We start from the raw sequence: 23512 nt of genomic DNA on the forward strand, positions 1-23512 counted from the left end.
GTCGCAAGAATGAAATATTGAATACGTAGCATACATTTCTAGCCCTTCGTGTTTAAGTCTCTTCAGAAAACTATTCGACTTGTCTAAACGATTGCTGTTCGTAGGGCTGTAAGAAAACCTTTAGATGCCACAAGCTGCAGAACCATTCTTTTGAAAGTACTTTTGGTGATATTCTTCTGCATCATAGAAAGTGGAAGCCGGTCTAACTTCTGTTACGATCGGCAGCTTATATACCGCTTGTTCTTTCAGAGCCGTAATTTTTCCTTCAGCCTCGATCTTCTGATCTTCATCTGTGTAAAAGATGGCGGAACGATATTGATGACCAATATCAATGCCTTGTCGATTCAAGGTAGTCGGATCATGTATTTCAAACAGTTTGTTCAGTAACTCAATGTACGAAATGACAGTAGGATCGAATTCGATCTTAATAACCTCAGCGTGTCCCGTGTTTCCAGCTTTCACTTGCTCATAAGTTGGATTTTCTAAAAGTCCTCCAGAATATCCGACTCGAGTTGAAACGACTCCTTCAATTTGCTCAAAGAACGCTTCCACTCCCCAGAAGCATCCTGCACCAAAAATTGCTGTAGCTGTAGTTGTTGCCATTACTCATCTGTCCTTTCAAAAATAACGAAACTTCCTTCGAGAGCTTGTAGGTAGAAAAGCGTAAGCACCGCGTCAAGTCACGAAGGTCACTGGAGATCCGACGAGGAGATTGTTTCCGCCGCAGGAGAATTGAAGTGATCCAAGTGACAAGGTGCTGAAGCTAGACATTATACCCAATATAAAAACCCTTTTCTTATCCAGTAAGAAAAGGGTTCGTTATGATCATAAACGATCCTCTCATCTTCTAGGATATTTGACTATCCTACAGGAATTGGCACCGTTCTCGTCAATCATAAGATTGATTCGATGGTTGCCGGGCATCAAAGGGCCAGTCCCTCCGCCTCTCTGGATAAGAAGTTTTCATTATTCATTTAAATTTGATTTAATTAGAATCTTACTACGATTCGGTAACGTTGTAAAGGATTTTTTCTCATAAAATTATATCGTTACATTAGCTTGTTCAGTAGTACATTTATATTATGAACATAAAGTAAAATGAGTGAATGCATTTGACATATTTTTTATTTGAACAAAATTTTTTACAAGCATACAGGCATTAATTTGATAAGAAAGACCTCGGAAGACCCGAAGTCAATTAATCAAGCAAAACATTTTGAATTTGAGTTTAAGACTGTTTTTGATCTTGATTTACCATGTCCTAATTATTATCTTTATTTTTTTTCAGACCTTCAATTACTCTTTTATACAACTCATTTTCCTCTTCCTTCTCTTTTTCCTTTAAGTTAAACCAAAGTTTTTCTTCTGGGGTCAAATTGAAAAATTTCTCCTTGTTTGATTTCTCATCACTCATTAACGGAATCATCATTTTTACCACCCCTTAAATAATTTTGAAAAAATCCATAATTCAAATTTGGAGAAAAATAATGTTTTCTTTTTATCCAAATAAAACCATCACCTTTAGTAATTACTGCAACATCAATTGGTCCACCCACAGTTTCAGTATCAATCGAAATTCTTCTTTTAAACGATGTAAGATTTACCAATGCTTCTGCCATTTCTGCAATTTCTTCTTTCGGCAAGAAATCAACAATCTCGACTACTGGTGACGAATACTGACTATTTTGAAATGAAGATATCTCATGAAATATTTGTCTAATGATTTCCATACCCAAGTCCGATAATTCAGAAACTTCATTTGATGAGAATTGAACACTGGTATTTTCTTGAATTATTTGTGGAAGCTTTGAAAAAATATCTCCAATTAAATTTTGTATATTTTCTTGTAGTACCGGATCCATACCTTTCATAAATGAATAAACCATTTCTTTTTGAGCGAATGGTATTACTGCTGAGGACGGTTTATCATTATCTATAGATATTTCACACCCATTTTGTTGCTCTAATTTGAGTGTGTTAAGTACAAATCCATCAGTTTTAAATTCATACAAACAAGGAAATAATTCATCTTCTCCATAACCAGAAATAACCAATCCTGATGATCCATTAGTAAAATAATTTCTTCGTACCGCTTCAAATGCCAACTCCATTAATATTACTCGAGTAGAGCTATCGATGTTAAACAGTACTTTCTCCTTAATTACACTTTCAACTACCTCTGAGTGTTCACGTGTAAAATCATCTAAATTTATTTCCAATATGATGTGATTAGTATCCCTTAAATGATCTAGATAGTTTTTAACACTGTTTTCTAAATGATCCTTAACTTGATCTTCAGGAATTCTACGCCCCTGTATTAACTCTTCTTCAACTATAGTTTGAACTTTATTAATAACAAAATTAAGTACTTCAGAAAATGTTCTACCTACAACTTTTCTTTCAGTATTTACATTCTTTAATCGGTCATCACTAGATATGTATTTTATAAACTCCTCTTGGTATGTTTTTAATTTATCAAATTTTTTCATCCCAAGATGGCTTCTAAAGGATTTAATTATTGTCTCCCAAGGAATTTCCATAAAACTCGCTCCACCGTATATCATTATTCCAACCGGATGAAATTTAGATAATGAAAAAAGCTTGTTTGCAGAATTATACACTTTTCTTGCGCCAATCGTGACCGCACTATCAGCTGCGAGAGCAACTCCAGAACGGTTGAGAATACTTACTTCCGCTGTCATAATCTCTCCCCCCTTTAGTAATAAATAAATTCTATATATTGTTATTTTTTCCTGCTACACATTTCAGAATATCAATAAAGTCTATTATACATTTTACCTATCAATATTTTTGGAAAATTAGAATACATAAAAAAACCCTGGCATGAATCATGCCAGGGTTCTTCATCATTTTTATCCGATTGAGCCTTCCATTTCGAATTTGATCAGTCGGTTCATTTCGACTGCGTATTCCATTGGAAGTTCTTTTGTGAATGGCTCGATGAAGCCCATTACGATCATTTCTGTTGCTTCTTCTTCAGAGATTCCACGGCTCATGAGATAGAAGAGTTGCTCTTCTGATACCTTAGAAACTTTCGCCTCGTGCTCAAGGGAAATGTTTTCGTTCAGGATCTCATTGTATGGAATCGTGTCAGAAGTAGACTCGTTATCCATGATGAGCGTATCACACTCAACGTTTGCGCGAGCACCTTGTGCTTTACGTCCGAAGTGTACGATACCGCGGTAAGTTACTTTACCGCCGCCTTTAGAGATGGACTTCGATACGATCGTAGATGACGTATTCGGAGCTAAGTGAATCATTTTCGCACCAGCATCCTGGTGTTGACCTTTACCAGCAAGTGCGATGGACAATGTCATACCACGTGCGCCTTCACCTTTCAAGATGACTGCTGGGTACTTCATCGTCAGCTTGGAACCGATGTTTCCGTCGATCCATTCCATCGTCGCGTTTTCTTCCGCTACAGCACGCTTCGTAACGAGGTTGAAGACATTGTTTGCCCAGTTCTGGATCGTCGTATAACGGCAATATGCGTTCTTTTTGACGATAATCTCAACGACTGCACTGTGTAGTGAGTTCGTTGTATAAACTGGAGCTGTACAACCTTCAACGTAGTGTACAGAAGAATCTTCGTCCGCGATGATCAATGTACGCTCGAATTGACCCATGTTTTCTGAGTTGATTCGGAAGTACGCTTGTAGTGGTGTATCACACTTCACACCTTTTGGAACGTAGATGAAGGAACCACCAGACCATACTGCAGAGTTCAATGCTGCGAATTTGTTATCAGATGGAGGTATTGTTTTCCCAAAGTGCTCTCTGAACAGCTCTTCGTTCTCTTTAAGAGCAGTATCAGTGTCTTTAAAGACAATCCCCATGTTTTCAAGGTCTTCTTGCATGTTGTGGTATACAACCTCAGATTCGTACTGAGCGGATACACCAGCAAGATATTTTTGCTCTGCTTCAGGGATACCTAGCTTATCAAACGTACGCTTGATTTCTTCTGGTACCTCATCCCAAGAGCGTTCAGATTTCTCAGACGGTTTAACATAGTACGTGATGTCATCGAAGTTCAATTCTTTCAAGTTACCGCCCCATTGAGGCATAGGCATCTTATAGAACTGTTCAAGTGATTTCAAACGGAAATCGAGCATCCATTGCGGCTCATCTTTCATACGGGAGATTTCTCGTACGATTTCTTCCGTCAATCCGCGCTTGGATCTAAAGATCGAAACGTCTTTGTCTTTAAAACCATATTTATATTCGCCGATCTCTGGCATTTTCTTAGCCATCGTTCAATCCCTCCTTAAAGGATACATACATCCAGAGCCAGTTGAGTACGTAGTATCTATACTTCCATTGTAAGGTGCATGGATACAAAAGACAACCGGGCTGGCTTTATTCCTCTTCGTTCTCTTTCTGTTCAACACTCTTCTCCAGTGCTTTCCAGGCGAGAGTTGCACATTTGATACGTGCAGGGAACTTCGATACGCCTTGAAGAGCTTCCAAATCACCAAGATCAAGATCGCCTTCATCGTAATCGTTTCCAAGCATCATCTCAGAGAAGATTTTTGATATTTCTAGTGCTTCGTCAACCGGAAGTCCTTTGATGGTTTCTGTCATCATGGAAGCAGAAGCGAGGCTGATGGAACAGCCTTCCCCTTCAAACTTCGCATCCTTGATTTTCCCATCTTCCACTTGCATGGATACTTGAATCCGGTCTCCACATGTCGGGTTGTTCAAATTGAACGTCAGCGCGCCATCATCTTCCAACTCCCCGCGGTTACGAGGATTTTTATAGTGGTCCATGATGACCTGACGGTATAGCTGATCTAAATTAGAAGACATGACCAAAATACTCCTTTGTTGTCTTTAGTCCATCGATCAGAGCATCTACATCTTCTTTCGTATTATAGAGGTAAAAGCTTGCTCTAGCAGTTGCTGTAACATCCAGCCATTTCATCAATGGTTGTGCACAGTGATGTCCGGCACGAACGGCAATCCCTTCTGCATCCAGAACGGTTGCAACATCGTGTGGATGAACATCATCGATATTGAATGTAACAAGCCCTGCTCGATTTTTCGGTCCGTAAATTTTCAAGCCTTCAATAGAGGACATACGGTCCATCGCATAAGTGACGAGTTCATGTTCAATCTTCTCGATTTCAGAACGTCCAACCTGTTCCAAGAAGTCAATCGCTGCGCCCATTCCGATTGCGCCTGCGATGATCGGTGTACCGCCTTCAAACTTCCAAGGCAGGTCCTTCCAAGTAGATTCATACAGACCTACAAAGTCAATCATTTCACCGCCGAATTCAACGGGCTCCATTTTCTCAAGAAGCTTTTTCTTACCATAAAGTGCACCGATGCCGGTTGGCCCGCACATTTTATGAGCAGAGAAAACATAGAAGTCGCAATCAAAATCACGAACGTCAACAGGCATGTGAGGTGCTGCTTGTGCACCATCCACGACCATGACTGCACCTTTTCGGTGAGCTATTTCTGTAATTTCTTTGATCGGGTTGATCGTTCCTAGAACATTCGATACGTGCATGATCGATACAATTTTAGTATGTTCTGTAATTGTATTTTCAACATCGTTCAAATCGATTGTTCCATCCTCTTGAAGAGGAATGTATTTAAGCGTTGCGCCTGTTTGTTTCGCAAGCTGTTGCCATGGAATGATGTTACTGTGGTGCTCCATCGGTGTGATGACGATTTCGTCACCTTCACCGACGTTTGCACGACCGTAACTTCCGGCAATCGTATTCAGTCCTGTCGTCGTTCCTCTTACGAAAATGATTTCTTCCATTGAGGAAGCGTTGATGAATCGACGGACTTTTTCACGTGCACCTTCATAACTGTCCGTGGCACGTGTCCCTAACGTATGCACACCGCGGTGAACGTTAGAGTTGTCGTTTTTATAATAGTGGTCGAGGGTTTCAATCACCGATTTCGGCTTTTGAGATGTTGCGGCACTGTCCAGATAGACAAGTGGTTTCCCATTTACTTCTTGGTCAAGTATCGGGAATTGTTTGCGAATGTCGTTCGCAATCATTTCGTTACTTTCCCTTCAATGACTTCCACTAACATCTTCTTAACGCCCTCGATCGGTAGTTGTTTAACGACTGGTGCAAGGAATCCGTGAATGACAAGACGTTCCGCTTCTTGCTTGGAGATCCCTCTACTCATCAAGTAGAACATTTGGATCGGATCCATGCGTCCGACAGAAGCTGCGTGTCCTGCTGTAACATCGTCCTCATCAATCAAGAGGATCGGGTTCGCGTCACCACGTGCTTTGTCGCTCAGCATAAGAACGCGTTCTGTCTGTTCACTGTTCGCTTTCGTAGCACCGTGTTCGATTTTTGCAATTCCGTTGAAAATGGAGCTTGCGCTATCCTTCATAACTGCGTGTGCAAGAAGTTGAGCGTCTGATTCTTTACCCCATTGGTTCACTCGGATGACGAAGTTTTGCTTTTGCTCGCCACGTCCGACAGAAACGGTTTTCGTATCTGCATAGGATCCGTCGCCAACAAGATTCGTTGTGTTATCTGAAACTGTGTTTCCGTCGTTCATCTGACCGAGCGCCCATTCAATCTTTCCGTCACGCTCGACATGTCCACGACGGTTTACGTAGGTTGTAATGCCTTTTGCGAAGTTATCAACCGCTCCGAATTGTACACGTGCATTCGGACCAGCATATACTTCTGCAACAATGTTTGCTACGGAAGCTTGATCATCGCTATGAGAAAGGTAGTTTTCAACATACGTAACGGAACTGTTATCTTCTGCTACAACCAGTACGTGGTTGAACAGAGATGCTTCTCCATCTTCTTGAACGAAAACAGATTGAAGTGGTACATCAACTTCAACGTTCTTCGGTACGTATACGAAAACACCGCCGTTCAATAGTGCAGCGTGTAGCGCTGTCAAACGGTGCTCATCGACTTTCACAGCTTGATTCATGAAGTATTTTTTTACAAGGTCGCCATGCTCTTGGACAGCAGTTGCGATATCTGTAAAAATAACACCCTTGTCTTTCAAGTCTTGTGAGAACTGTTGGAAAGCAGGAGTCGAGTTACGTTGTACGATGAAGTTATCCGTACGATCCTCTTTCCCGATCAAGTTCAGTATATATTCAGGAAGTTCATCGACTTTATCAACTTGTGGTGCGTCTACAACATGTTGAAATTGAGTGAAATTCCAGTTGTCGATCTTCGTTTTTTCCGGCTTCGGCATCGGTAGGCTTTCAGCCAGTTCCAATCCACGAAGACGAAGTTCCGTTAGCCATTCTGGTTCATTTCTTTGTTTCGAAAAGTCACTTACATATGATTGATCGAACGCAATCTTCGTTTCCACTGACATATAAATCCTCCTTCAAAGCCTATGCTTGTTCTACAGTTTCGTCTTCAATTCCAAGTTCATCTTTAATCCAGTCATAACCTTCTTCTTCTAGGCGTTGTGCAAGTTCAGGTCCACCGGATTTCACAATACGTCCTTGCATGATTACATGTACTTTGTCAGGTGTAATGTAGTTCAATAGACGTTGATAGTGCGTGATGATCAAGCAACCGAAGTCTGGGCTGCGCATGTCGTTGACACCTTTGGATACAACTTTCAATGCGTCGATATCTAGACCAGAGTCGATTTCGTCAAGGATTGCGATTTTTGGCTCAAGCATGAGCAATTGAAGAATTTCATTACGCTTCTTCTCACCGCCAGAGAAACCTTCGTTCAGGTAACGTTGAGAGAAGGACTCATCCATGTCAAGAAGCTCCATTTTGCTGTCCATTTTACGGATGAACTTCATTAGGGAGATTTCGTTTCCTTCTTCACGGCGTGCGTTGATAGAAGAACGTAGGAAGTCTGCGTTCGTAACACCGCTGATTTCACTTGGATATTGCATCGCAAGGAAAAGTCCAGCTTTCGCGCGCTCGTCTACTTCCATTTCAAGTAGATCCTCACCATCGAACGTCACTTTTCCGTCTGTGATTTCGTATTTCGGGTGACCCATCAATGCAGAAGCAAGTGTAGATTTACCTGTTCCGTTTGGTCCCATTACCGCATGGATCTCTCCACCGTTTATTTCAAGGTCAAGACCTTTAATGATTTCTTTTCCTTCAATGGAAACATGTAGATTTTCGATCTTAATGTTTGGTGCAGTCATGACTTAACCCTCCAATTTCGTATTTCAATCATTTTTACTCCATCTAACATTGTAACGAAAAACAATGGAAAAATGAAATATTCCTGATTTTTTATTTTTGTATGAAGAAAGCTGACTGACTTTCTTCAAGTAAGTATAATGGTTGCTTTGACTTCACCTGTCGGTTCGTCTTCACCAAGTTTACTTTTCGCCTCCAGCATAAGTGCAACTAAGGTTCAAACTTCACCTGTCGGTTCGTCTTCACCAAGTTTACTTTATCATCATTCTAATTTTAAAACAAATTAAAATTATTCTCAACAGAAGTATTAAAAAATGCCTTGTTTTTAGAATCTAATTGAGAATGACTGTTGCTTATTGAAAGTAACACCCCTCGTATGTTTCTGCTGTGTAAGGGTATGTAAAGTGTGCCCCTGATCTATTTTCGGCATTAACAAGCTTTCATAAACCTGATAAGGATTCAAGATTTCCGGTCTTGCGGGGTGCAAAACTTGAGTTTTCTCGTTTTCGGGGGGCGCAAGAGCCTCTTGCAGGGTGCGATATCCGAGTTTTCTCGTTTTCGCGCTCCGAAAGAGCCTTCAGTAAATATAAAAGGACCTTATCTAGTGTGCGATAAGGTCCAAAAATATATGAGCTCATTTCTTGTGACGATCTTTGCTGTAGCTTGATTTTTCTTGTAGCTTATGACTTATTGACTTTCCCCGTAAATTCGCTAAGCATTTGTTGACTTCGCTTATACTCCTGCTCACGTTTACGTTCGATTTCCATACGCTTCTCTAGGCTGCGTGCATATTGCGCATAACCTATTCCGTGATTTTGGTGCATGGCTTTCTCCATTTCACCGGTATGGTTCGTGTCAATCTGATGGATAATGAATCAATCCTTTCGGGTTTATTCAATAATATTTTCACTACAGATATTACCCTACCAGTAATTTGATTAAACCCCAAATTCCATATGAATGGATTATTCGCACTGTGCCTTCTTCACAACCATTGGTGAAGTTTTACGGGAATCATTGATACATTTCCCCCGAATACATCCCGTTTTCTCATAATTCTGATTAATGTTTCATCTGGCTCAGATCTGCAATCGCTTCTTGGACAAGCGTAACAGACTGACTCATTGCTGCCCCTCCACCAAAGGCAGCACAAACGCCGACTGATTCAAGGATTTCTTCCTCAGTACATCCTTGGTCGAGGCATCCTTTTGTATGGTAGATGATGCAATATTCATCCTGAGAATAGATACTGATTCCTAAGGCAATCAGTTGCTTTTCTTTCTTCGTCAATTTCCCGGCTTTGAAACAAGACTCTGTAAAAGCATTGTACTTACGTGCGATGTCGGGCATTTTTTCCGTAAATACGCCAAGTCCATGTTTGTAATCCATCAATGCCGCTTCAGTCGGTGTTCCAGGTTGCTGATGAGTTTCCTTCTGGTTCATAGCATTCACTCCTTACATACTCAAATATTTCTCATAGTTAGTATGAATCTTCCTGAGAATTGTATCCCCCGAAAGGAATGAATTTTTCACGTAAAGTAAACTTGGCAAAGCGTGTAATAAAAAAAGAGTGCCGACGTATCGACACTCTTGTGGGCAGGTTATTCACTGACCGGAACGACTGCTCCACCGTATTCTTTGTTGATGAAGTCTTGGATTTCTTTCGAACGAAGCACTTCAACAAGCGCTTTGATGTTCTTGTTGTCTTCATCGCCTTTGTTTACCGCGATGATGTTCACGTAAGGAGAGTCGGATCCTTCAAGCGCAATTGCGTCATCTTTCGGACTCAAGCCAGCATCAATGGCATAGTTCGTATTGATGACGACTGCATCTCCTTCACCGTTGTTGAAAATCTTAGGAAGAAGCCCAGCTTCAACATCTGCTTTAAAATTCAGTTCTTTCGGATTATCGGCAATATCTTTAACAGTGGCTTCTGACTTTTCAACGCCTTCTTTCAATGTAAGCAAGCCTTTGCTTTCCAGCATCGATAGAATACGACCATGATCGGCAACGGAATTACTCATGATAATCGTAGCACCCTTCGGAAGGTCTTCCAGGCTCTCGTGTTTTTTCGAATAAACACCGATTGGCTCAATGTGTATCCCGCCTGCATTTTCAAATTCATAGCCATGTTCTTTCATTTGTGATTTCAAATAAGGTATGTGTTGGAAGTAGTTCGCATCCAATTCTTTGTTATCAAGGCTTTTGTTCGGAATCACATAATCCTGGAACGTCTCAATTTCAAGATCAATGCCCTTTTCTTCAAGTAGTGGTTTTGCTTCTTCTAAAATTTCAGCATGAGGAACGTTGGACGCACCGACGACCAACTCTTCTCCGCCGCTGCCACTCGCTCCACCGCAAGCTGCTAATACCGTAATGACCAATGCAAAACTAATAATGGATAAAAACTTTTTCATGTTGCTTCCCTCCAAATTATCGTTTGTCTGTATTTTGTGTCAAAATATCGCCCATCCATTGGATGAGGAATACAATCACCAAGATGATAATCGTCGCAATCAACGTCACGTCGTTCTGATTTCGTTGGAACCCATCCAAGAAGGCCAGTGTTCCAAGTCCACCTGCACCGACGACGCCTGCCATCGCGGTATAAGAAATCAATGCGATTGCGGTAACCGTTATACCTGAAATCAAGGCAGGTAAGGATTCCGGCAGCAGAACTTTATAAATGATCTGCCAGTCGGTCGCTCCCATCGATTTTGCCGCTTCAATCACACCCTTATCGATTTCTCGCAGTGCAATTTCAACCATTCTTGCGTAAAAAGGTGCTGCCCCTATGATTAACGCTGGAAGCGCCGCTTCAGCTCCAAGCATAGACCCGACCAACCAGGTTGTGAAAGGCACCAGCAAAATGATCAATATGATGAATGGAATAGACCGGAATATGTTCACGACTGCAGCAACGACCGTTTGTATCGGCTTGTTCTGCCATAAGCCTCCTCTTTCTGTCAGGAAGAGGAGCAACCCTAAAATGATCCCCAGTACGAATGTGGCGCTGACAGAAATGACCGTCATGTATAAGGTCTCAAGCGTAGCTTCCCACATATCCTCCCAATCGACATTAGGAAACAGGTTTGTCAGCATGTGTAATCACCTCAACTTCTACTTCTTGCTGTCTGATATAGCTGATCGCCTTTTCCAATTCACCAGGTTCACCTTCGAGTTGGATGAACAGTGTGCCATAAGCACCGTCTCTCGTTTGTGAAATCTTTCCTTGTAAAATGTTTGCGTTGATTTGGAATTGACGGATCAGATCGCTGATGAGTGGTCGCTCAGCAGTACCGCCGACGAACGTCAGTTTCACAACCTTGTGATTCTCACCTTTTTCAATGAGATGTTGGATCGTTTCATCGGTTTCTTCTGGCTCTGTGACTTGCTTGACAAAGTCTCTCGTAATCGTTTGTTCAGGTGAACGGAATACTTCCAGGACCGGTCCTTGTTCCACGACTCGTCCTTCTTCCATTACCGCGACCCGATTACAAATCTTCCGGATGACGTGCATTTCGTGTGTAATCAGCACAATCGTCAAACCGAGTTTCTCGTTGATATCGACGAGCAGGTTCAAAATGGAATCTGTCGTTTTCGGATCAAGAGCGGATGTCGCTTCGTCACACAATAAGACATCCGGATTATTGGCCAGTGCCCTTGCAATTCCGACACGTTGTTTCTGACCTCCACTCAACTGGGACGGATACGAATCTCCGCGCCCTTTCAGCCCGACAAGTTCAATCAACTCCTCCACCCGTTTTTCACGTTCTTCTTTACCGATGCCTGAAATCTCCAGTGGGAATGAGATGTTCTCTCTCACCGTACGGCTCCATAGTAAGTTGAAGTGTTGAAAGATCATCCCGATGTTTTGTCGTGCAACACGGAGTTGTTTGCTGTTCAAGCTGGTGAGTGCTTGGCCGTTGATGTCGACTGAGCCCTCAGTCGGGCGCTCCAACATGTTCAACATCCGAATCAACGTACTCTTACCGGCACCACTATATCCGATGACCCCGAAGATCTCTCCTTTTTCAATCGTAAGATTTACTCGGTCCACTGCATTCAGGGTGCCGTCCTTTGTATAGAAGACTTTTTTAATATCTTTTAAAGTGATCAAGTCGTTCATCTCCTTCCTAACCCTTATCATCCGCATATTCGTCTCTGTAAATGTAAAGGACCCACGGCAAATCCAAGCCATCTGTCTAAGGCTCGGTTAAATGCAAAAAAACCTTTCCACTCGAAAATGAGCAGAAAGGTTTATAGGATCTCTCCATCTCATCTTCCAGAGTCTCTCACTCTGCAGGATTTGGCACCTTTCAAACCCATAATGGTTTGATGGTTGCCGGGCTTCATCGGGCCAGTCCCTCCGCCGCTCTTGATAAGATTTTATTTAATTCGTTAAAAACTTTATCACTTTAGTTTATTTAAGCATGAATGCATTGTAGCATGTGATATTTTTAGGTGTCAATCATTTTTTACTGCATGTTTTCAAACACATATGTTACTTTCATATTAGACGTTTTCGGTTATGCTAAAAGTACATTTGGTCGTAGGAGGCATAAAAAATGACTGAAAAAGCAGCTTTCAGCCTGAGAGATCTTCAATCGAATGAAGTTATATCTTTGTCCCACTATTCGGGTAAACCCGTGATATTGCAATTCTGGGTTTCCTGGTGTCCAGATTGCATGCGGGAAGTCCCCCTTCTGGAACAATTTTATAAGTCCATGAACAATGATGAACTCATCGTTTTAACAGTGAATGTTACCGGAAGAGAAGGCGCAATAGAACAACGTGATGCTTTCATAGAAAAGAATCAATTGACTGTACCCGTTCTAGAAGATGATGGCACCAAGGTTTATGATCTATTCAACTGCACTTCTGTACCGACGACGGTCTTGCTTGATGCAGAACATCGCATCCAGGATGTTTATTCCGATAAGGATAAGTTCCAAGATATTTTATACGGCATCACTCGTTTGTTGCCCCGATAAGTAGAAGATGGATTCCAGTTTTAGAACCGTTCTATAAGATGCATCCATATGAATTTCTTTTCGGCTGATCAACTCAGATAGCTTCACTCTACCCTCAATAAGTGATTTTAGCGCTTCAGTAGATCCCGTTATTTCAACGACACTTTGCGGTTGATCCGTTTGGGTGATGACCTTACAGGAACGTTTTCGTATATGGACGGAAATACGCTCTTCAGTAGACGAGAGCGCGACGACGAAATCCTGCAAACGGAAAAATGGCGATAAATAATTTTGTTTTTCAAACCTCACCTTGAACGCCTCAATAACCAGATCAATCCCCATGATTTCCCCCTCGCTTTCTACAATAACTTTTCGATGGGGGTATCGTATGTCCTCTAAGAAACGTTCGACACTTTCTCAAGCATAATTCGAGATATTTTTTCTTTCATAAGGGTTTGATATCTGGTTTCGTGCACACATTAGCCCTCCATAAGGGCACCAAATCTTTCGTGCATCCAAAAAAGCGTCCCCCTAAGGGAACGCTTTATGTAATTAAGCATTACAAAATTTCATGACGTAGAGCCATGATTTCGATTAACTCGCTTTGTTGTGGATGAATTGGATTTTCAATAAGTCCAACTGCTTCAAATGTTCCGCAGGTTTCTCGAGCCGTTCACCGATTTTAATGTTGATCTTCAGCTTCAAACCCTCTTCATCTTTATCCTCCGAAGAGTTTGAAGAGTTGGATGGCTTAGAATCTTTGCGACTGACATTGTTGTCACCATCCTCGTCTTCCTCTTCGCGTTCACCGTCTTCACGATCGTTTTCTTCGCCTTCGTCATCCCGTTCTGCATCCTTTGGAGACTCTTCTCGTTGTTCCTCATCTTCGTCTTCGTTGTCATCAGACTTCGGTTTTTGTACAGCTGCAGGTGCGGTAGTTTTAGGCTGTTTTACTTCTTTAGGCGTTTCTTTAGGCGCCGCCGATTCAACAGATTTATTCACTTTCTGTTGAATCGTTTCTTTATTCTCTTTCGTTTGATTCGTGTTGATCGGTTTAGCACCGTTGTCATCTTTAAGACCGGTTTGTTCTACTGGATGATCGAGTGCTGGAGCTTCTGGAGCTTTTGGTAAAGCCGCGTCTTCTGTTGAATCTGTAGCTTCTTCCTCATTTCCAGCAGCAACTAGCTTTCTCAGTTCAGAAAAAGATAGTGTGCGTACATGATTCACTTCAAGTGATTCATCTTGTTCCATCGCATCTTGATACACGAGGAATTTCCCCATGGATAAACCAAGTTCATTCGCTTTATTACGTGTATCTGAAGACGTTTCCATAACGGATACGACGATACTCGTGTTCTCAATGCTCTTATCAGACCGAATTTGCTTGATTGCATCATCTAGACGTTTACGTAATTCAGAAGATACATCACCTTTTTCAAATGAAGAGGTGATCAGGAGATCGTCATATGTGTCGAAATAGCCATATTCTTCGAGCATCTCAAATAAAGACTCGGAAAAATACAACAATGACGAATCTACGTACCCATCAGAGCCCTCTAATAGACTTTTAGCGTCTTCATTCAACGCACGGACTTTGATGATATTCATTTCTTTATCAACCGCGACTTCGATACTTGGGTTGATGTCAAAGCTGACATAAGCTGCAGCAGAAGCCTTCTGATGGCCAAAAGGCATCCCACCTGCTACTAAAACGAATACAATAAGGGCAACTAACGCAAGTGAGAATGAAGGTAATAGTACACGGTTCGGGCGAAAGGCAATACCTGCACCATCCGTAGGACAGATGTATTCCTGACCTACTTCTGGTTGGTCGCCTTTTTTCAGCCGAACCTGTTCAAAACTGCCATCTTTCGTCATGATTACAGCTTTGCGCTTTGAAACTTTCATGATAAGGCCGCGTTTCACTCATTGGTCCCTCCCTTCAATTGATTGATCAAGAGGGCTCAATGTAGGATCTAAGCGATGTATACCCTCCAATGTAAATCAATGCTATTGCTATTATATATTTTCGATTCCGTTCGATCGTTTTACGACTGCAAGAGACCATATTTAATAAATCTTTTATTGGCAGTTGTTTTTTCTCAACTAGATAAGACGCTAACTTCTCATCTTCAGCCAAGAGCTGAGCAATCTTTTTGGCGTTTTCACGAGCATCGATATGCTTTGGACAATTTTTACTTAACACTTTGAAGGTAATGCTATAATCTTTCAACAATTCCTGGTATTCTTCGATCTCATAAACGCGGTTTTCGACCTGTAGCTGTTGATCATAATGATGAATCGCAGCTTGTTGTTCTGCGTAACTGTCTTCTAGACGTCCTTCTTCATCTGTTTCCTCTGGTTCGAGGAAAACATATCGATTCTGACGAGCTTCTTTTCGGATGAAGTCAATGACACGTCGACGGATGACCATATCTGCAAAAGTAAGGAAACGGCTTCCCTGTCCTTCTTGATATTGATTGATCGCTTCATTGAACGCTGTCAATCCGATACTATATTCATCTCTCGATTGATCGATATATTGATTGCATACTTTAGAAGTTACTTTTTTAATGAAGGGTTGATAATCCTCTAGTAACTCGTTGCGGAGTTCTTCGTCTCCTCGGGCAATTCTTTTTACTTTATCTTCTATGGTAACATTTTTCTTTACTGCTTTATTGAAGTTCGGTTTCATTAGTAAGTTCATATTCATTGATGTCATTTTTGTATCCACCTCGCTACGGACAAGTTATTTAACTTTTTTGATTGAGGATTTCCTAAACGAATTTATATGATATAAAACGAAATTTTGTATTTAGGATTAATGAATCCATAATTCATTTATATCATTATTTTCGCCGTTTGGAGGATACAATTTGATAACAATGTTACAAGCCCTTTAACAATTGTAACATGCTTTTATTAAGACTGATTAGGGTGAATTTTGTAACAATAGTCCCTGTATTTGCTAAAAAACTCTATAATACCAATAGGAAAACGCTTACTTTTATACAATAAAAAAACAACCTTATTCTCATTATTTTTGTTGAGAAAGGTTGTTTTTTGACATAAATCAGGAAGATTTATCCACTACTTTTTTGAGTATTCTGGTTGAAATTTAGGATTTTATGATAGATATTGTCGACAGATTGAAAGGAATATAGCTTTTCTACGATTTTACCATCATGCAAAAAGGTCAAACAAGGGACACTTGTGATCTCCCAATCCTTTGCGACAGAAGGCATTTGGTTCAAGTTGCAAGCCAAAACCTCCTGTTCTTGACGGTTTGGATCATCCAGCGTAGCCAGGACAACCTCTAACATCTGTCTTGCCAATTTACACGTCCCGCACAATGGGGTATAGAAATATAGGATCGTAGAAGAGCGTTTGAATCGTTTGTGCATAATTTGTTCATAGGTTGCTTCACGTATCATAGATGGTTGCCCTGCCTCCTGAGTACCTTATTCATCTAAAGAAAACTTAATTAATTGATCGTCGTTTTCACTCGGATTTCCCCTACCATCTGTATTATTAGTGACAGCATATAGGGTTCCATCTACAATCTTAACATCACGCATCCGGCCAAATCCATCTTTCCACTTTTCATGGGTACCCTTCGCCAGGTCAAATACCCTGATTTGTTTGCCAGCGAGTAAGGCTACATAAACCTTATCTCCGGAAATAGCCATACCTGAAGGTGCCCAGGTGGTCTCACCTGAATGGAACACTGGTCGGATCAATCCTTCCTGCTCTTCATCTCCTTGGATAATCGGCCAACCATAATTACCGCCAGGCACGATCTCATTGATTTCATCATGTGCGCTTTGCCCATGCTCTGAACTGTACATCTTCCCTTCCGAAGTCCACCCAAGCCCTTGCGGATTACGGTGTCCATATGAATAAATCGGAGAGTCCTCAAAAGGGTTATCAGAAGGGATGGACCCATCAAGGTTAAGTCTGAGGATTTTTCCACCTAAAGTGTTCAAGTCCTGAGCTTGATCTTCGTCCCCAGCATCACCAGTAGTAATATAGAGCTTATCATCCGGACCGATTGCAAGCCGTCCCCCGTTATGGATACGTCCTCCAGGAATGCCCTCAATCAGAACATCGCTCTCTTGCCACTCACTTTTCTGTTTTTTTACTTTGACGACTCGATTCTGGAGACGGCCATCCTCTTCGTATGTATGATAGAGGATCGCTTCTTGTGGCTCAGACTGATTACCGAGTACGACAATTCCGAGCAGACCACCTTCTGTTCTAGCCACTACAGGCTTGTTCAGATTTACGGATTGTAGTTGAACAGAATCGTCCTTAACACTCATGATTTCACCAGTTCGCCCAGACAAATAGTAGACCGTGTCATCAATGACATTGATCTGCCATGGGACTTTGAGCTTCGTGGCTATTATTTCAGCGTCTTCACGTTCTCCACCGTTCACTTGTTGAGTTGTATCTTCAGATGCGTTCTGCTTCCCTTCAGAAGGCATCTGCTCTTGATCCGAACATCCAACTAACACAATCATAAGAATGGCACTCAAGAGAATCCTCATGTTGCACCTCCGTTGAATAAATAACGCTGATCAATTCGGAAATTGGCATTCATTAAAATTTTTGCCAGATACATTAAAGGCGTTTCAGCGACTTCTTTATAAACACTCTGCGTATGAAGATGCGTTGCGTTCGGCAATTCTCTTTTCAACGTTTTCCTCAACTTATGTCCTGCATCATCTTCATCTACAAGGATGTAGATCTCCCGATGCTCGATCAAATCAATCAATTCTTCCAGCTTTGTAAAACTGATCGTTCCATGTGTACAGATGATTTCGACAGGTTCACTGATCAGTTTCTTGACCTTTTCTCGGTCCGTTTTCCCCTCAACGATTAATACTTTCGTCTCTATCTCATCCATATCGAACCCACCATGTCATTTATTTAAAATCTCTAACCGCTTCGATCTATTGATTTTAAGCAAAAATCACGACACTCCTGCGGGAACAGCGGACCAAGCGAGACCCCACAGCGAACTCAAAAATATACACCACAACTATGGCAAGTGAGCGAGGAGGCTCGCGGTTCGCCCGCGGAAAGGGAGTGATTTGCAGCAAAAATCAACTCTCATCATAAAAGAAAAAGCAACGATCGCTTGGATCGCTGCTTTAACACCAACCGAATTCGCAATCGTCAACTAGTTGTTGCTGACCTTGAGCTTTAGGAGCTGAATTTGAATCTTGACGGAAGATCTTGTCCCCTTCAAATTCAAACCCTTCTCCCATCTCATACAAATTCCCCTGATTGGTAAATCGGATTTTTCCTATTATATCTTTGTTCAAGTACAGAGACATAGAACCTTGATCCATTTTACCGTAGACCTTATTCGTGACATCTGTTCGACGAATGTTCTGGTCCATACTGTCACACCCTTCCACTAGCATAATATCGTTATATTACCCAGCTGTGATGTACATGAATCTTTCTTATGTTCTGTAAGATCGCTGTATATTATTCTTCGCTGACCATCTTCTGATATCCTTCTGAATCCATCAGTTTCTCAAGTTCTGACTCATCAGACATTTCAACCACGATCATCCAAGCTTTTTCATATGGAGATTCGTTTACGAATTCAGGACTATCTTCAAGGTCTTCGTTGATCTCAACGACTTTACCGCTAAGTGGTGCATACAATTCAGATACCGTCTTAACGGATTCTACACTCCCGAAAGGCTCGTCCACTTCAATTTCGTCGCCCACTTCTGGAAGCTCAACGAAAACGATGTCGCCAAGCTCATCTTGAGCGAATGCCGTAATCCCGATATGTGCTTTGTTTCCTTCAACTTTTACCCATTCGTGTTCTTCTGAATAACGCAGTTCCTTTGGAAATTCCATTCTTATCCCTCCATTAGTTTCATCAGCTTCTTAAAAGGTCCATTTCATAAAGTCCTTCTACAGTAATACTATTATAAAACAGTCCACATTCGCAATCTGTTCTACTTCCATGTTTGGTCGAATGTGTCCTCTTTAAACCCGACGGTAACGTTTTCTCCATCTGTAACGATTGGTCGCTTGATCAACATGCCTTCTGAGGCAAGCAATTCCAACAACTCATCTTGTGATGCAGTTTTCATTCGTTCCTTCATGTCGAGCTCACGATATTTTTTCCCGCTCGTATTGAAGAACTTCTTCAGCTCTAAACCACTCTTTTCGTGTAGAGAAGCAAGTTCTTCTTTAGAAGGAGGGTTTTCGACGATATGTACGTTTTCATAAGAAACCCCTTGATCATCCAACCACTTTTTCGCTTTCTTACAAGTTGAACAATTAGGGTACTCATAGACCGTTAATGACAAGTTCGACACTCCTTACACTATATTCTGTATTTTCTAAAAGAGCTCAGTTCCATTCTATCATAAACCTCCTGAGAATACGCATTCAAGCTCAGGCTGGTTCATTTTATCCTATATCATCATTTCGTATTCCATATTGACGGTTCTATTGAAGCTTTTTTCTACATTTATTAGTAGAGACAATAGAGACAAGCTACTTAAAGGAGAGTGCTCATGCTTGCTACGATATCCAGCTACATCATTCTAGGGCTTTCCATTGCAGCTCCAATCGGTCCGATCAATATTGAAATCATCAAAAGAGGATTATTATATGGATTTTGGGCTGCATTACTGGTTGGTGCTGGCGGCATTTCCTCTGATCTTATCCTAATGGCCCTGATGTTCTTCGGGCTCTCACATATCATGACCTTCGTTTGGGTCAAAATTGCATTGACCTTGCTCGGTTGTTTCATTTTGATCCAATCCGGCTTGAACAATTTGAGAATGACCGCTTGGATGGAAAATGGGGAGAATCCTGAGCAGCGGAATGGGCAAGTAAATGCTCGTTCCTATTTGTCCGGTATGACGATTGCAGCATCGAACCCGATGAACTTGCTTTTCTGGCTTGGAATTTATGGATCAGTGTTAAGCGGGGTCCTTCAAGAAAGCAATCACCTCCATGCGTTTCTAGTGAGCAGTCTCGTTTTCATCGGTATTGGCTTGTGGAATTTAAACCTGGCGTTCACGGTTCATTTTGGACGGTTGTTAATGAATACTCGGATCATGAAAGGAGTAAACATCGTTGCCAGCTTTGTTTTGATCGGATTTGGCATCAAGTTCGGCTGGATCGGGGTAACAGAGTTGGTTTCGGAACTAGGTTGGGTGTGAACATTTGCTACAACTTGTGGAATTTTAGCCTCGACTTATGGAACTTTCGTCTCCACTTGGGGAACTTTCACATCAACTTGGGGAATTTAATTCCTTCTTACTACTCATCGCCCATTGAAAAAAGGTCCTCCATTCGGGGAGGACCTTTTTCGAGAGAGTTTGTTTTTCAAATAGGAAAAGAGAGAGTTTTCATTAATAGTTGTTAAACGACGTATCTTTCTTCTTCCAACAACACTTCAGCAATTTCACGCTTCTTTTTCACAACATTAACTGGCGTGTAACGCGTCAACTTCTTCAATGCGGAAAGCATCATACGTAGCTGATCTCCATCTTCAATGGCAACGATGGATTCTTTCGCATGCGCTTCAATACGCTCAAATGCTTCCTGACAATAGACTTCCGTTAACAAGATCTTTTGCTTCGCTTTTTCAGCACCGACTTTTTGAATCGCTTTTTCCGTACGCAATACGACCGACTCGATTGCATACGCTTCACTTACGATGTCAGCTACGTTCGAAAGCACTTCTTGTTCATGCTCCAGCTTTTCTCCGTATTTCTGTACACCCAGTCCAGCAATCATCAAGAAAATCTTCTTCGCGTTCTTGATGAACTGTTTTTCTTGTGCGAGCGGCTCGTTATCCAACTCTTCAGGCATGAGCATCATCAACTCGTTCTGAAGCTCTGTCGCTTTTTGAAGAAGTGGCAATTCACCTTTCATCGCTTTTCTTAACAACGTACCTGGTACCAATAGACGGTTGATTTCATTCGTACCCTCGAAGATTCGGTTGATACGGGAGTCACGGTACATATTCTCGACTTCATACTCGGACATGAAGCCATATCCACCGTGGATCTGAACTGCTTCATCAACCACATAGTCCAACACTTCGGAAGCGAAGACCTTGTTCAATGAACATTCAATCGCGTACTCCGCAATCCCCTTCGCTAACAATGAGCCGTCCTTCTGCTCTTCTGCTGACAGGACACCCAGTCGATCCTCGTACATGCCGACTGTACGATAGACAGAGCTTTCTGCCGCATAAGATTTCGCAGCCATTGTCGCTAATTTCTCTTGAATCAATGTGAAACGAGAGATCGGTTGCTTGAACTGTTGGCGCTCATTCGCATATTTAATTGAGACTTCAAGTGCACGTTTTGCTGCCCCTACACAGCCAACGGCAAGCTTGTAACGTCCGATGTTCAAAATGTTGAATGCGATGACGTGTCCGCGTCCTGCATCACCTAACAAGTTTTCTTTCGGTACGTACGCATCTTCTAAAATCAACGTACGAGTAGATGAACCTTTGATTCCCATTTTCTTTTCTTCTGGACCTGTGGATACGCCTTCGAACTCACGCTCGACGATGAAAGCGGAGAACTTGTCGCCATCGATCTTCGCGTATACGACGAATACATCTGCGAACGCAGAGTTCGTGATCCACTGCTTTTCACCGTTCAAGATGTAATGGGTTCCAGCGTCGTTCAACTTGGCAACGGTTTTTGCACCTAGTGCATCAGATCCTGAACCTGGCTCAGTCAGTGCATACGCTGCAATACGCTTACCACTTGAAAGATCCGGCAAATACTTTTGCTTCTGCTCTTCATTTCCGAACAATACAATCGGTAAAGATCCAATCCCGACATGTGCTCCGTAACTGAGTGAGAACGAGCGAGCTCTCGAGAATTTCTCTGTAATCAGAGAAGAACTAATCTTATCAAGTGCCAATCCACCATACTCTTCAGGAACATCCGCACCTAGTAGTCCTAACTCTCCCGCTTTCGTCAACAAGTTACGTGAAATATCAAACTCGTGATTCTCAATCTTCTCAAGCTGAGGGACGACTTCCTTTACGACAAAATCCTCTGTCGTTTTCCCCATCATGATTTGTTCATCGGTAAAATCTTCAGGCGTGTAGACGTTTTGCGCCTCCACTTCCTCCACTAGAAAACTTCCGCCTTTTGCTGCTTTTTCAACACTGCTCGACATAGGTTTTACCTCCCTTTACTGAATTAATTCGAATACACCAGCGGCACCCATTCCGCCACCGATACACATCGTCACAACACCAAACTGTTCATTTCTGCGAATCATTTCATGCATCAAAGTCAACGTAAGCTTCGCGCCACTGCATCCTAGTGGATGACCTAATGCGATTGCTCCACCATTGACGTTCACCTTCTCCTCATCTAATCCGAGATGTCGGATCACCTGGATGGATTGGGAAGCGAAGGCTTCATTCAGTTCGAACAATCCAATGTCCGACTGTTCCAAACCAGCGAGCTTCAAGGCTTTCGGTATCGCTTCAATCGGTCCGACACCCATGATTTCCGGTGCGACACCTGCTACCGCAAACGAACGGAACTTCAGGATCGGCTTCAATCCTTCCGCTTCTGCTTTTTCACGGTTCATAACGAGTACGGAAGCTGCTCCATCACTCATTTGAGAGGAGTTTCCTGCCGTAACGCTACCTTTCGGCGAAAAGGCTGGTCGTAATTTCCCAAGCACCTCGAGGGATGTATCCGCTCGGACACCTTCGTCCTTTGAAAACGTCATCATTTTTTCTTGCAATTTATTGTTTTCATCCACCCAGCGTTTTGCTACTTCAACCGGTACGACCTCATCATCAAACTTACCTTCAGAAATCGCTTTGGCTGCTCGTTGGTGGCTGCGTAATGCAAATTGATCTTGATCTTCGCGTGAAATTTCGAATCGTTTAGCGACTTCTTCTGCTGTATACCCCATTCCCATGTAGTACTCCGGTCGGGAATCGAGCAATTTCACGTTCGGCTTCACGACGTGACCCGGAACAGGAACGAGACTCATCGACTCTGCTCCTCCAGCGATGATCGAATTCGCATGGCCGATCATAATCCGCTCCGCGCCGTATGCGATACTTTGCAAACCAGAGGAACAATAACGGTTGATCGTAATGGCCGGAACATTGTCTGGAAGACCAGCCAATCCACCGATCAAGCGAGCCATGTTCATCCCTTGTTCCGCTTCTGGAATGGAACAACCCATAATCAGGTCATCAATCGGTCCATCATATCCTCCTGCCCTTTTAAGTGTTTCTTTTACCGTAAGAGCTCCGAGGTCATCCGGACGCACATTGGCGAGCGTCCCTTTCTTCGCTTTTCCGACAGGTGTTCTTGCACCTGCCACAATCACTGCTTCTTGCATCTTCACCCC

Annotated in this window: 26 protein-coding genes and 2 riboswitches; of the genes, 2 read left to right on the forward strand and 24 right to left on the reverse strand. The window is 42.2% G+C overall.

What is annotated here, in order from left to right; genetic code table 11:
- Positions 1–120: 120 nt before the first annotated feature.
- From msrA to ACSVDE_RS13175, 13 genes are all read right to left on the reverse strand, one after another.
- Positions 121–603: a peptide-methionine (S)-S-oxide reductase MsrA gene (gene msrA / locus ACSVDE_RS13115; protein ID WP_439301319.1), complete on the reverse strand. Its 483-nt coding sequence runs from the start codon at positions 601–603 to the stop codon at positions 121–123.
- Between the two features lie 234 nt (positions 604–837).
- Positions 838–959: riboswitch (SAM riboswitch) on the reverse strand.
- Between the two features lie 302 nt (positions 960–1261).
- Positions 1262–1429, reverse strand: a complete 168-nt coding sequence (locus ACSVDE_RS13120) for a hypothetical protein (RefSeq protein WP_439301320.1) — start codon at positions 1427–1429, stop codon at positions 1262–1264.
- The gene (locus ACSVDE_RS13125) at positions 1407–2702 is read right to left on the reverse strand and encodes a hypothetical protein (RefSeq protein ID WP_439301321.1); all 1296 of its coding nucleotides are present in this window, start codon (positions 2700–2702) and stop codon (positions 1407–1409) included. Before ACSVDE_RS13125 ends, ACSVDE_RS13120 begins: the two co-directional genes overlap by 23 nt.
- A 171-nt stretch (positions 2703–2873) precedes the next feature.
- Positions 2874–4271 carry a Fe-S cluster assembly protein SufB gene (gene sufB, locus ACSVDE_RS13130; RefSeq protein ID WP_439301322.1) on the reverse strand — a complete coding sequence of 466 codons (1398 nt, stop codon included), beginning with the start codon at positions 4269–4271 and terminating at the stop codon, positions 2874–2876.
- A 106-nt stretch (positions 4272–4377) separates the two neighbouring features.
- Entirely contained in the window at positions 4378–4827 is a 450-nt protein-coding gene (gene sufU, locus ACSVDE_RS13135; protein WP_226547077.1) for a Fe-S cluster assembly sulfur transfer protein SufU, read from the reverse strand.
- A complete protein-coding gene (locus ACSVDE_RS13140; RefSeq protein WP_439301323.1) occupies positions 4817–6037 on the reverse strand; it encodes a cysteine desulfurase in 1221 nt (406 codons plus the stop codon). The genes sufU and ACSVDE_RS13140 overlap by 11 nt, the downstream gene beginning before the upstream one ends.
- Positions 6034–7344 (reverse strand): Fe-S cluster assembly protein SufD, encoded by a 1311-nt coding sequence (sufD, locus tag ACSVDE_RS13145; protein ID WP_439301324.1) that lies wholly within the window; start codon positions 7342–7344, stop codon positions 6034–6036. The genes ACSVDE_RS13140 and sufD overlap by 4 nt, the downstream gene beginning before the upstream one ends.
- Before the next feature lie 19 nt (positions 7345–7363).
- A complete protein-coding gene (gene sufC / locus ACSVDE_RS13150) occupies positions 7364–8146 on the reverse strand; it encodes a Fe-S cluster assembly ATPase SufC (protein WP_439301325.1) in 783 nt (260 codons plus the stop codon).
- A 678-nt stretch (positions 8147–8824) separates the two neighbouring features.
- The gene (locus ACSVDE_RS13155) at positions 8825–8968 is read right to left on the reverse strand and encodes a hypothetical protein (protein ID WP_439301326.1); all 144 of its coding nucleotides are present in this window, start codon (positions 8966–8968) and stop codon (positions 8825–8827) included.
- A 238-nt stretch (positions 8969–9206) separates the two neighbouring features.
- Entirely contained in the window at positions 9207–9587 is a 381-nt protein-coding gene (locus ACSVDE_RS13160) for a carboxymuconolactone decarboxylase family protein (RefSeq protein WP_439301327.1), read from the reverse strand.
- Positions 9588–9745: 158 nt separating this feature from the next.
- Entirely contained in the window at positions 9746–10561 is an 816-nt protein-coding gene (locus tag ACSVDE_RS13165; protein WP_439301328.1) for a MetQ/NlpA family ABC transporter substrate-binding protein, read from the reverse strand.
- A 16-nt stretch (positions 10562–10577) separates the two neighbouring features.
- Entirely contained in the window at positions 10578–11246 is a 669-nt protein-coding gene (locus ACSVDE_RS13170) for a methionine ABC transporter permease (RefSeq protein ID WP_439301329.1), read from the reverse strand.
- Positions 11224–12264: a methionine ABC transporter ATP-binding protein gene (locus ACSVDE_RS13175; protein ID WP_439301330.1), complete on the reverse strand. Its 1041-nt coding sequence runs from the start codon at positions 12262–12264 to the stop codon at positions 11224–11226. The genes ACSVDE_RS13170 and ACSVDE_RS13175 overlap by 23 nt, the downstream gene beginning before the upstream one ends.
- Before the next feature lie 155 nt (positions 12265–12419).
- Positions 12420–12532, reverse strand: a riboswitch (SAM riboswitch).
- A 180-nt stretch (positions 12533–12712) separates the two neighbouring features.
- On the opposite strand from ACSVDE_RS13175, the gene ACSVDE_RS13180 reads away from it, so the two are divergent.
- Positions 12713–13138: a TlpA disulfide reductase family protein gene (locus ACSVDE_RS13180; RefSeq protein ID WP_439301331.1), complete on the forward strand. Its 426-nt coding sequence runs from the start codon at positions 12713–12715 to the stop codon at positions 13136–13138.
- Here ACSVDE_RS13180 and ACSVDE_RS13185 read toward each other — a convergent pair.
- The 9 genes from ACSVDE_RS13185 to ACSVDE_RS13225 form a co-directional block, all read right to left on the reverse strand.
- On the reverse strand, positions 13106–13459 hold the full coding sequence (locus ACSVDE_RS13185) for a hypothetical protein (RefSeq protein WP_439301332.1): 354 nt from the start codon (positions 13457–13459) through the stop codon (positions 13106–13108). The two genes, ACSVDE_RS13180 and ACSVDE_RS13185, sit on opposite strands and share 33 nt — an antisense overlap.
- A 252-nt stretch (positions 13460–13711) precedes the next feature.
- Positions 13712–15043 (reverse strand): anti-sigma factor domain-containing protein, encoded by a 1332-nt coding sequence (locus tag ACSVDE_RS13190; RefSeq protein WP_439301333.1) that lies wholly within the window; start codon positions 15041–15043, stop codon positions 13712–13714.
- A 28-nt stretch (positions 15044–15071) separates the two neighbouring features.
- Positions 15072–15839: an RNA polymerase sigma-I factor gene (gene sigI, locus ACSVDE_RS13195; protein ID WP_439301334.1), complete on the reverse strand. Its 768-nt coding sequence runs from the start codon at positions 15837–15839 to the stop codon at positions 15072–15074.
- A gap of 361 nt (positions 15840–16200) precedes the next feature.
- Positions 16201–16551: a thioredoxin family protein gene (locus ACSVDE_RS13200; protein WP_439301335.1), complete on the reverse strand. Its 351-nt coding sequence runs from the start codon at positions 16549–16551 to the stop codon at positions 16201–16203.
- Positions 16552–16578: 27 nt separating this feature from the next.
- Positions 16579–17667, reverse strand: a complete 1089-nt coding sequence (locus tag ACSVDE_RS13205) for a PQQ-dependent sugar dehydrogenase (protein ID WP_439301336.1) — start codon at positions 17665–17667, stop codon at positions 16579–16581.
- Positions 17664–18026, reverse strand: coding sequence for a toprim domain-containing protein (locus ACSVDE_RS13210; RefSeq protein WP_439301337.1), 363 nt, complete (start codon positions 18024–18026; stop codon positions 17664–17666). The genes ACSVDE_RS13205 and ACSVDE_RS13210 overlap by 4 nt, the downstream gene beginning before the upstream one ends.
- A 247-nt stretch (positions 18027–18273) precedes the next feature.
- The gene (locus tag ACSVDE_RS13215; protein ID WP_439301338.1) at positions 18274–18525 is read right to left on the reverse strand and encodes a DUF2553 family protein; all 252 of its coding nucleotides are present in this window, start codon (positions 18523–18525) and stop codon (positions 18274–18276) included.
- A gap of 91 nt (positions 18526–18616) precedes the next feature.
- Positions 18617–19000: a glycine cleavage system protein GcvH gene (gcvH, locus tag ACSVDE_RS13220; RefSeq protein ID WP_439301339.1), complete on the reverse strand. Its 384-nt coding sequence runs from the start codon at positions 18998–19000 to the stop codon at positions 18617–18619.
- A 101-nt stretch (positions 19001–19101) separates the two neighbouring features.
- Complete coding sequence (locus tag ACSVDE_RS13225) at positions 19102–19458, reverse strand: arsenate reductase family protein (protein ID WP_439301340.1); 357 nt, start codon at positions 19456–19458, stop codon at positions 19102–19104.
- A 210-nt stretch (positions 19459–19668) separates the two neighbouring features.
- Here ACSVDE_RS13225 and ACSVDE_RS13230 point away from each other — a divergent pair, with 210 nt between their 5' ends.
- Entirely contained in the window at positions 19669–20322 is a 654-nt protein-coding gene (locus ACSVDE_RS13230) for a LysE family translocator (protein ID WP_439301341.1), read from the forward strand.
- A 202-nt stretch (positions 20323–20524) separates the two neighbouring features.
- Here the strand turns inward: ACSVDE_RS13230 and ACSVDE_RS13235 are convergent, their stop codons facing one another.
- Complete coding sequence (locus ACSVDE_RS13235; RefSeq protein ID WP_439301342.1) at positions 20525–22309, reverse strand: acyl-CoA dehydrogenase family protein; 1785 nt, start codon at positions 22307–22309, stop codon at positions 20525–20527.
- A gap of 15 nt (positions 22310–22324) precedes the next feature.
- Positions 22325–23503 (reverse strand): acetyl-CoA C-acetyltransferase, encoded by a 1179-nt coding sequence (locus tag ACSVDE_RS13240; RefSeq protein ID WP_439301343.1) that lies wholly within the window; start codon positions 23501–23503, stop codon positions 22325–22327.
- Positions 23504–23512 lie beyond the last annotated feature (9 nt).

Source organism: Pseudalkalibacillus sp. Hm43 (assembly GCF_051842935.1).
Lineage (GTDB): Bacteria > Bacillota > Bacilli > Bacillales > Fictibacillaceae > Pseudalkalibacillus.

What these genes read in the sequence shown, in the direction of transcription:
- sufU (WP_226547077.1), bottom strand. Translation starts at nt 4,827, where the DNA reads ATGTCTTCTAATTTAGATCAGCTATACCGTCAGGTCATCATGGACCAC.
- ACSVDE_RS13125 (WP_439301321.1), bottom strand. Translation starts at nt 2,702, where the DNA reads ATGACAGCGGAAGTAAGTATTCTCAACCGTTCTGGAGTTGCTCTCGCA.
- msrA (WP_439301319.1), bottom strand. Translation starts at nt 603, where the DNA reads ATGGCAACAACTACAGCTACAGCAATTTTTGGTGCAGGATGCTTCTGG.
- ACSVDE_RS13185 (WP_439301332.1), bottom strand. Translation starts at nt 13,459, where the DNA reads ATGGGGATTGATCTGGTTATTGAGGCGTTCAAGGTGAGGTTTGAAAAA.
- gcvH (WP_439301339.1), bottom strand. Translation starts at nt 19,000, where the DNA reads ATGGAATTTCCAAAGGAACTGCGTTATTCAGAAGAACACGAATGGGTA.
- ACSVDE_RS13155 (WP_439301326.1), bottom strand. Translation starts at nt 8,968, where the DNA reads ATGCACCAAAATCACGGAATAGGTTATGCGCAATATGCACGCAGCCTA.
- ACSVDE_RS13120 (WP_439301320.1), bottom strand. Translation starts at nt 1,429, where the DNA reads ATGATGATTCCGTTAATGAGTGATGAGAAATCAAACAAGGAGAAATTT.
- sufD (WP_439301324.1), bottom strand. Translation starts at nt 7,344, where the DNA reads ATGTCAGTGGAAACGAAGATTGCGTTCGATCAATCATATGTAAGTGAC.
- ACSVDE_RS13210 (WP_439301337.1), bottom strand. Translation starts at nt 18,026, where the DNA reads ATGGATGAGATAGAGACGAAAGTATTAATCGTTGAGGGGAAAACGGAC.
- ACSVDE_RS13235 (WP_439301342.1), bottom strand. Translation starts at nt 22,309, where the DNA reads ATGTCGAGCAGTGTTGAAAAAGCAGCAAAAGGCGGAAGTTTTCTAGTG.
- ACSVDE_RS13230 (WP_439301341.1), top strand. Translation starts at nt 19,669, where the DNA reads ATGCTTGCTACGATATCCAGCTACATCATTCTAGGGCTTTCCATTGCA.
- ACSVDE_RS13140 (WP_439301323.1), bottom strand. Translation starts at nt 6,037, where the DNA reads ATGATTGCGAACGACATTCGCAAACAATTCCCGATACTTGACCAAGAA.
- ACSVDE_RS13170 (WP_439301329.1), bottom strand. Translation starts at nt 11,246, where the DNA reads ATGCTGACAAACCTGTTTCCTAATGTCGATTGGGAGGATATGTGGGAA.
- sufB (WP_439301322.1), bottom strand. Translation starts at nt 4,271, where the DNA reads ATGGCTAAGAAAATGCCAGAGATCGGCGAATATAAATATGGTTTTAAA.
- sufC (WP_439301325.1), bottom strand. Translation starts at nt 8,146, where the DNA reads ATGACTGCACCAAACATTAAGATCGAAAATCTACATGTTTCCATTGAA.
- ACSVDE_RS13165 (WP_439301328.1), bottom strand. Translation starts at nt 10,561, where the DNA reads ATGAAAAAGTTTTTATCCATTATTAGTTTTGCATTGGTCATTACGGTA.
- ACSVDE_RS13215 (WP_439301338.1), bottom strand. Translation starts at nt 18,525, where the DNA reads ATGGACCAGAACATTCGTCGAACAGATGTCACGAATAAGGTCTACGGT.
- ACSVDE_RS13200 (WP_439301335.1), bottom strand. Translation starts at nt 16,551, where the DNA reads ATGATACGTGAAGCAACCTATGAACAAATTATGCACAAACGATTCAAA.
- ACSVDE_RS13240 (WP_439301343.1), bottom strand. Translation starts at nt 23,503, where the DNA reads ATGCAAGAAGCAGTGATTGTGGCAGGTGCAAGAACACCTGTCGGAAAA.
- ACSVDE_RS13205 (WP_439301336.1), bottom strand. Translation starts at nt 17,667, where the DNA reads ATGAGGATTCTCTTGAGTGCCATTCTTATGATTGTGTTAGTTGGATGT.
- ACSVDE_RS13180 (WP_439301331.1), top strand. Translation starts at nt 12,713, where the DNA reads ATGACTGAAAAAGCAGCTTTCAGCCTGAGAGATCTTCAATCGAATGAA.
- ACSVDE_RS13160 (WP_439301327.1), bottom strand. Translation starts at nt 9,587, where the DNA reads ATGAACCAGAAGGAAACTCATCAGCAACCTGGAACACCGACTGAAGCG.
- sigI (WP_439301334.1), bottom strand. Translation starts at nt 15,839, where the DNA reads ATGACATCAATGAATATGAACTTACTAATGAAACCGAACTTCAATAAA.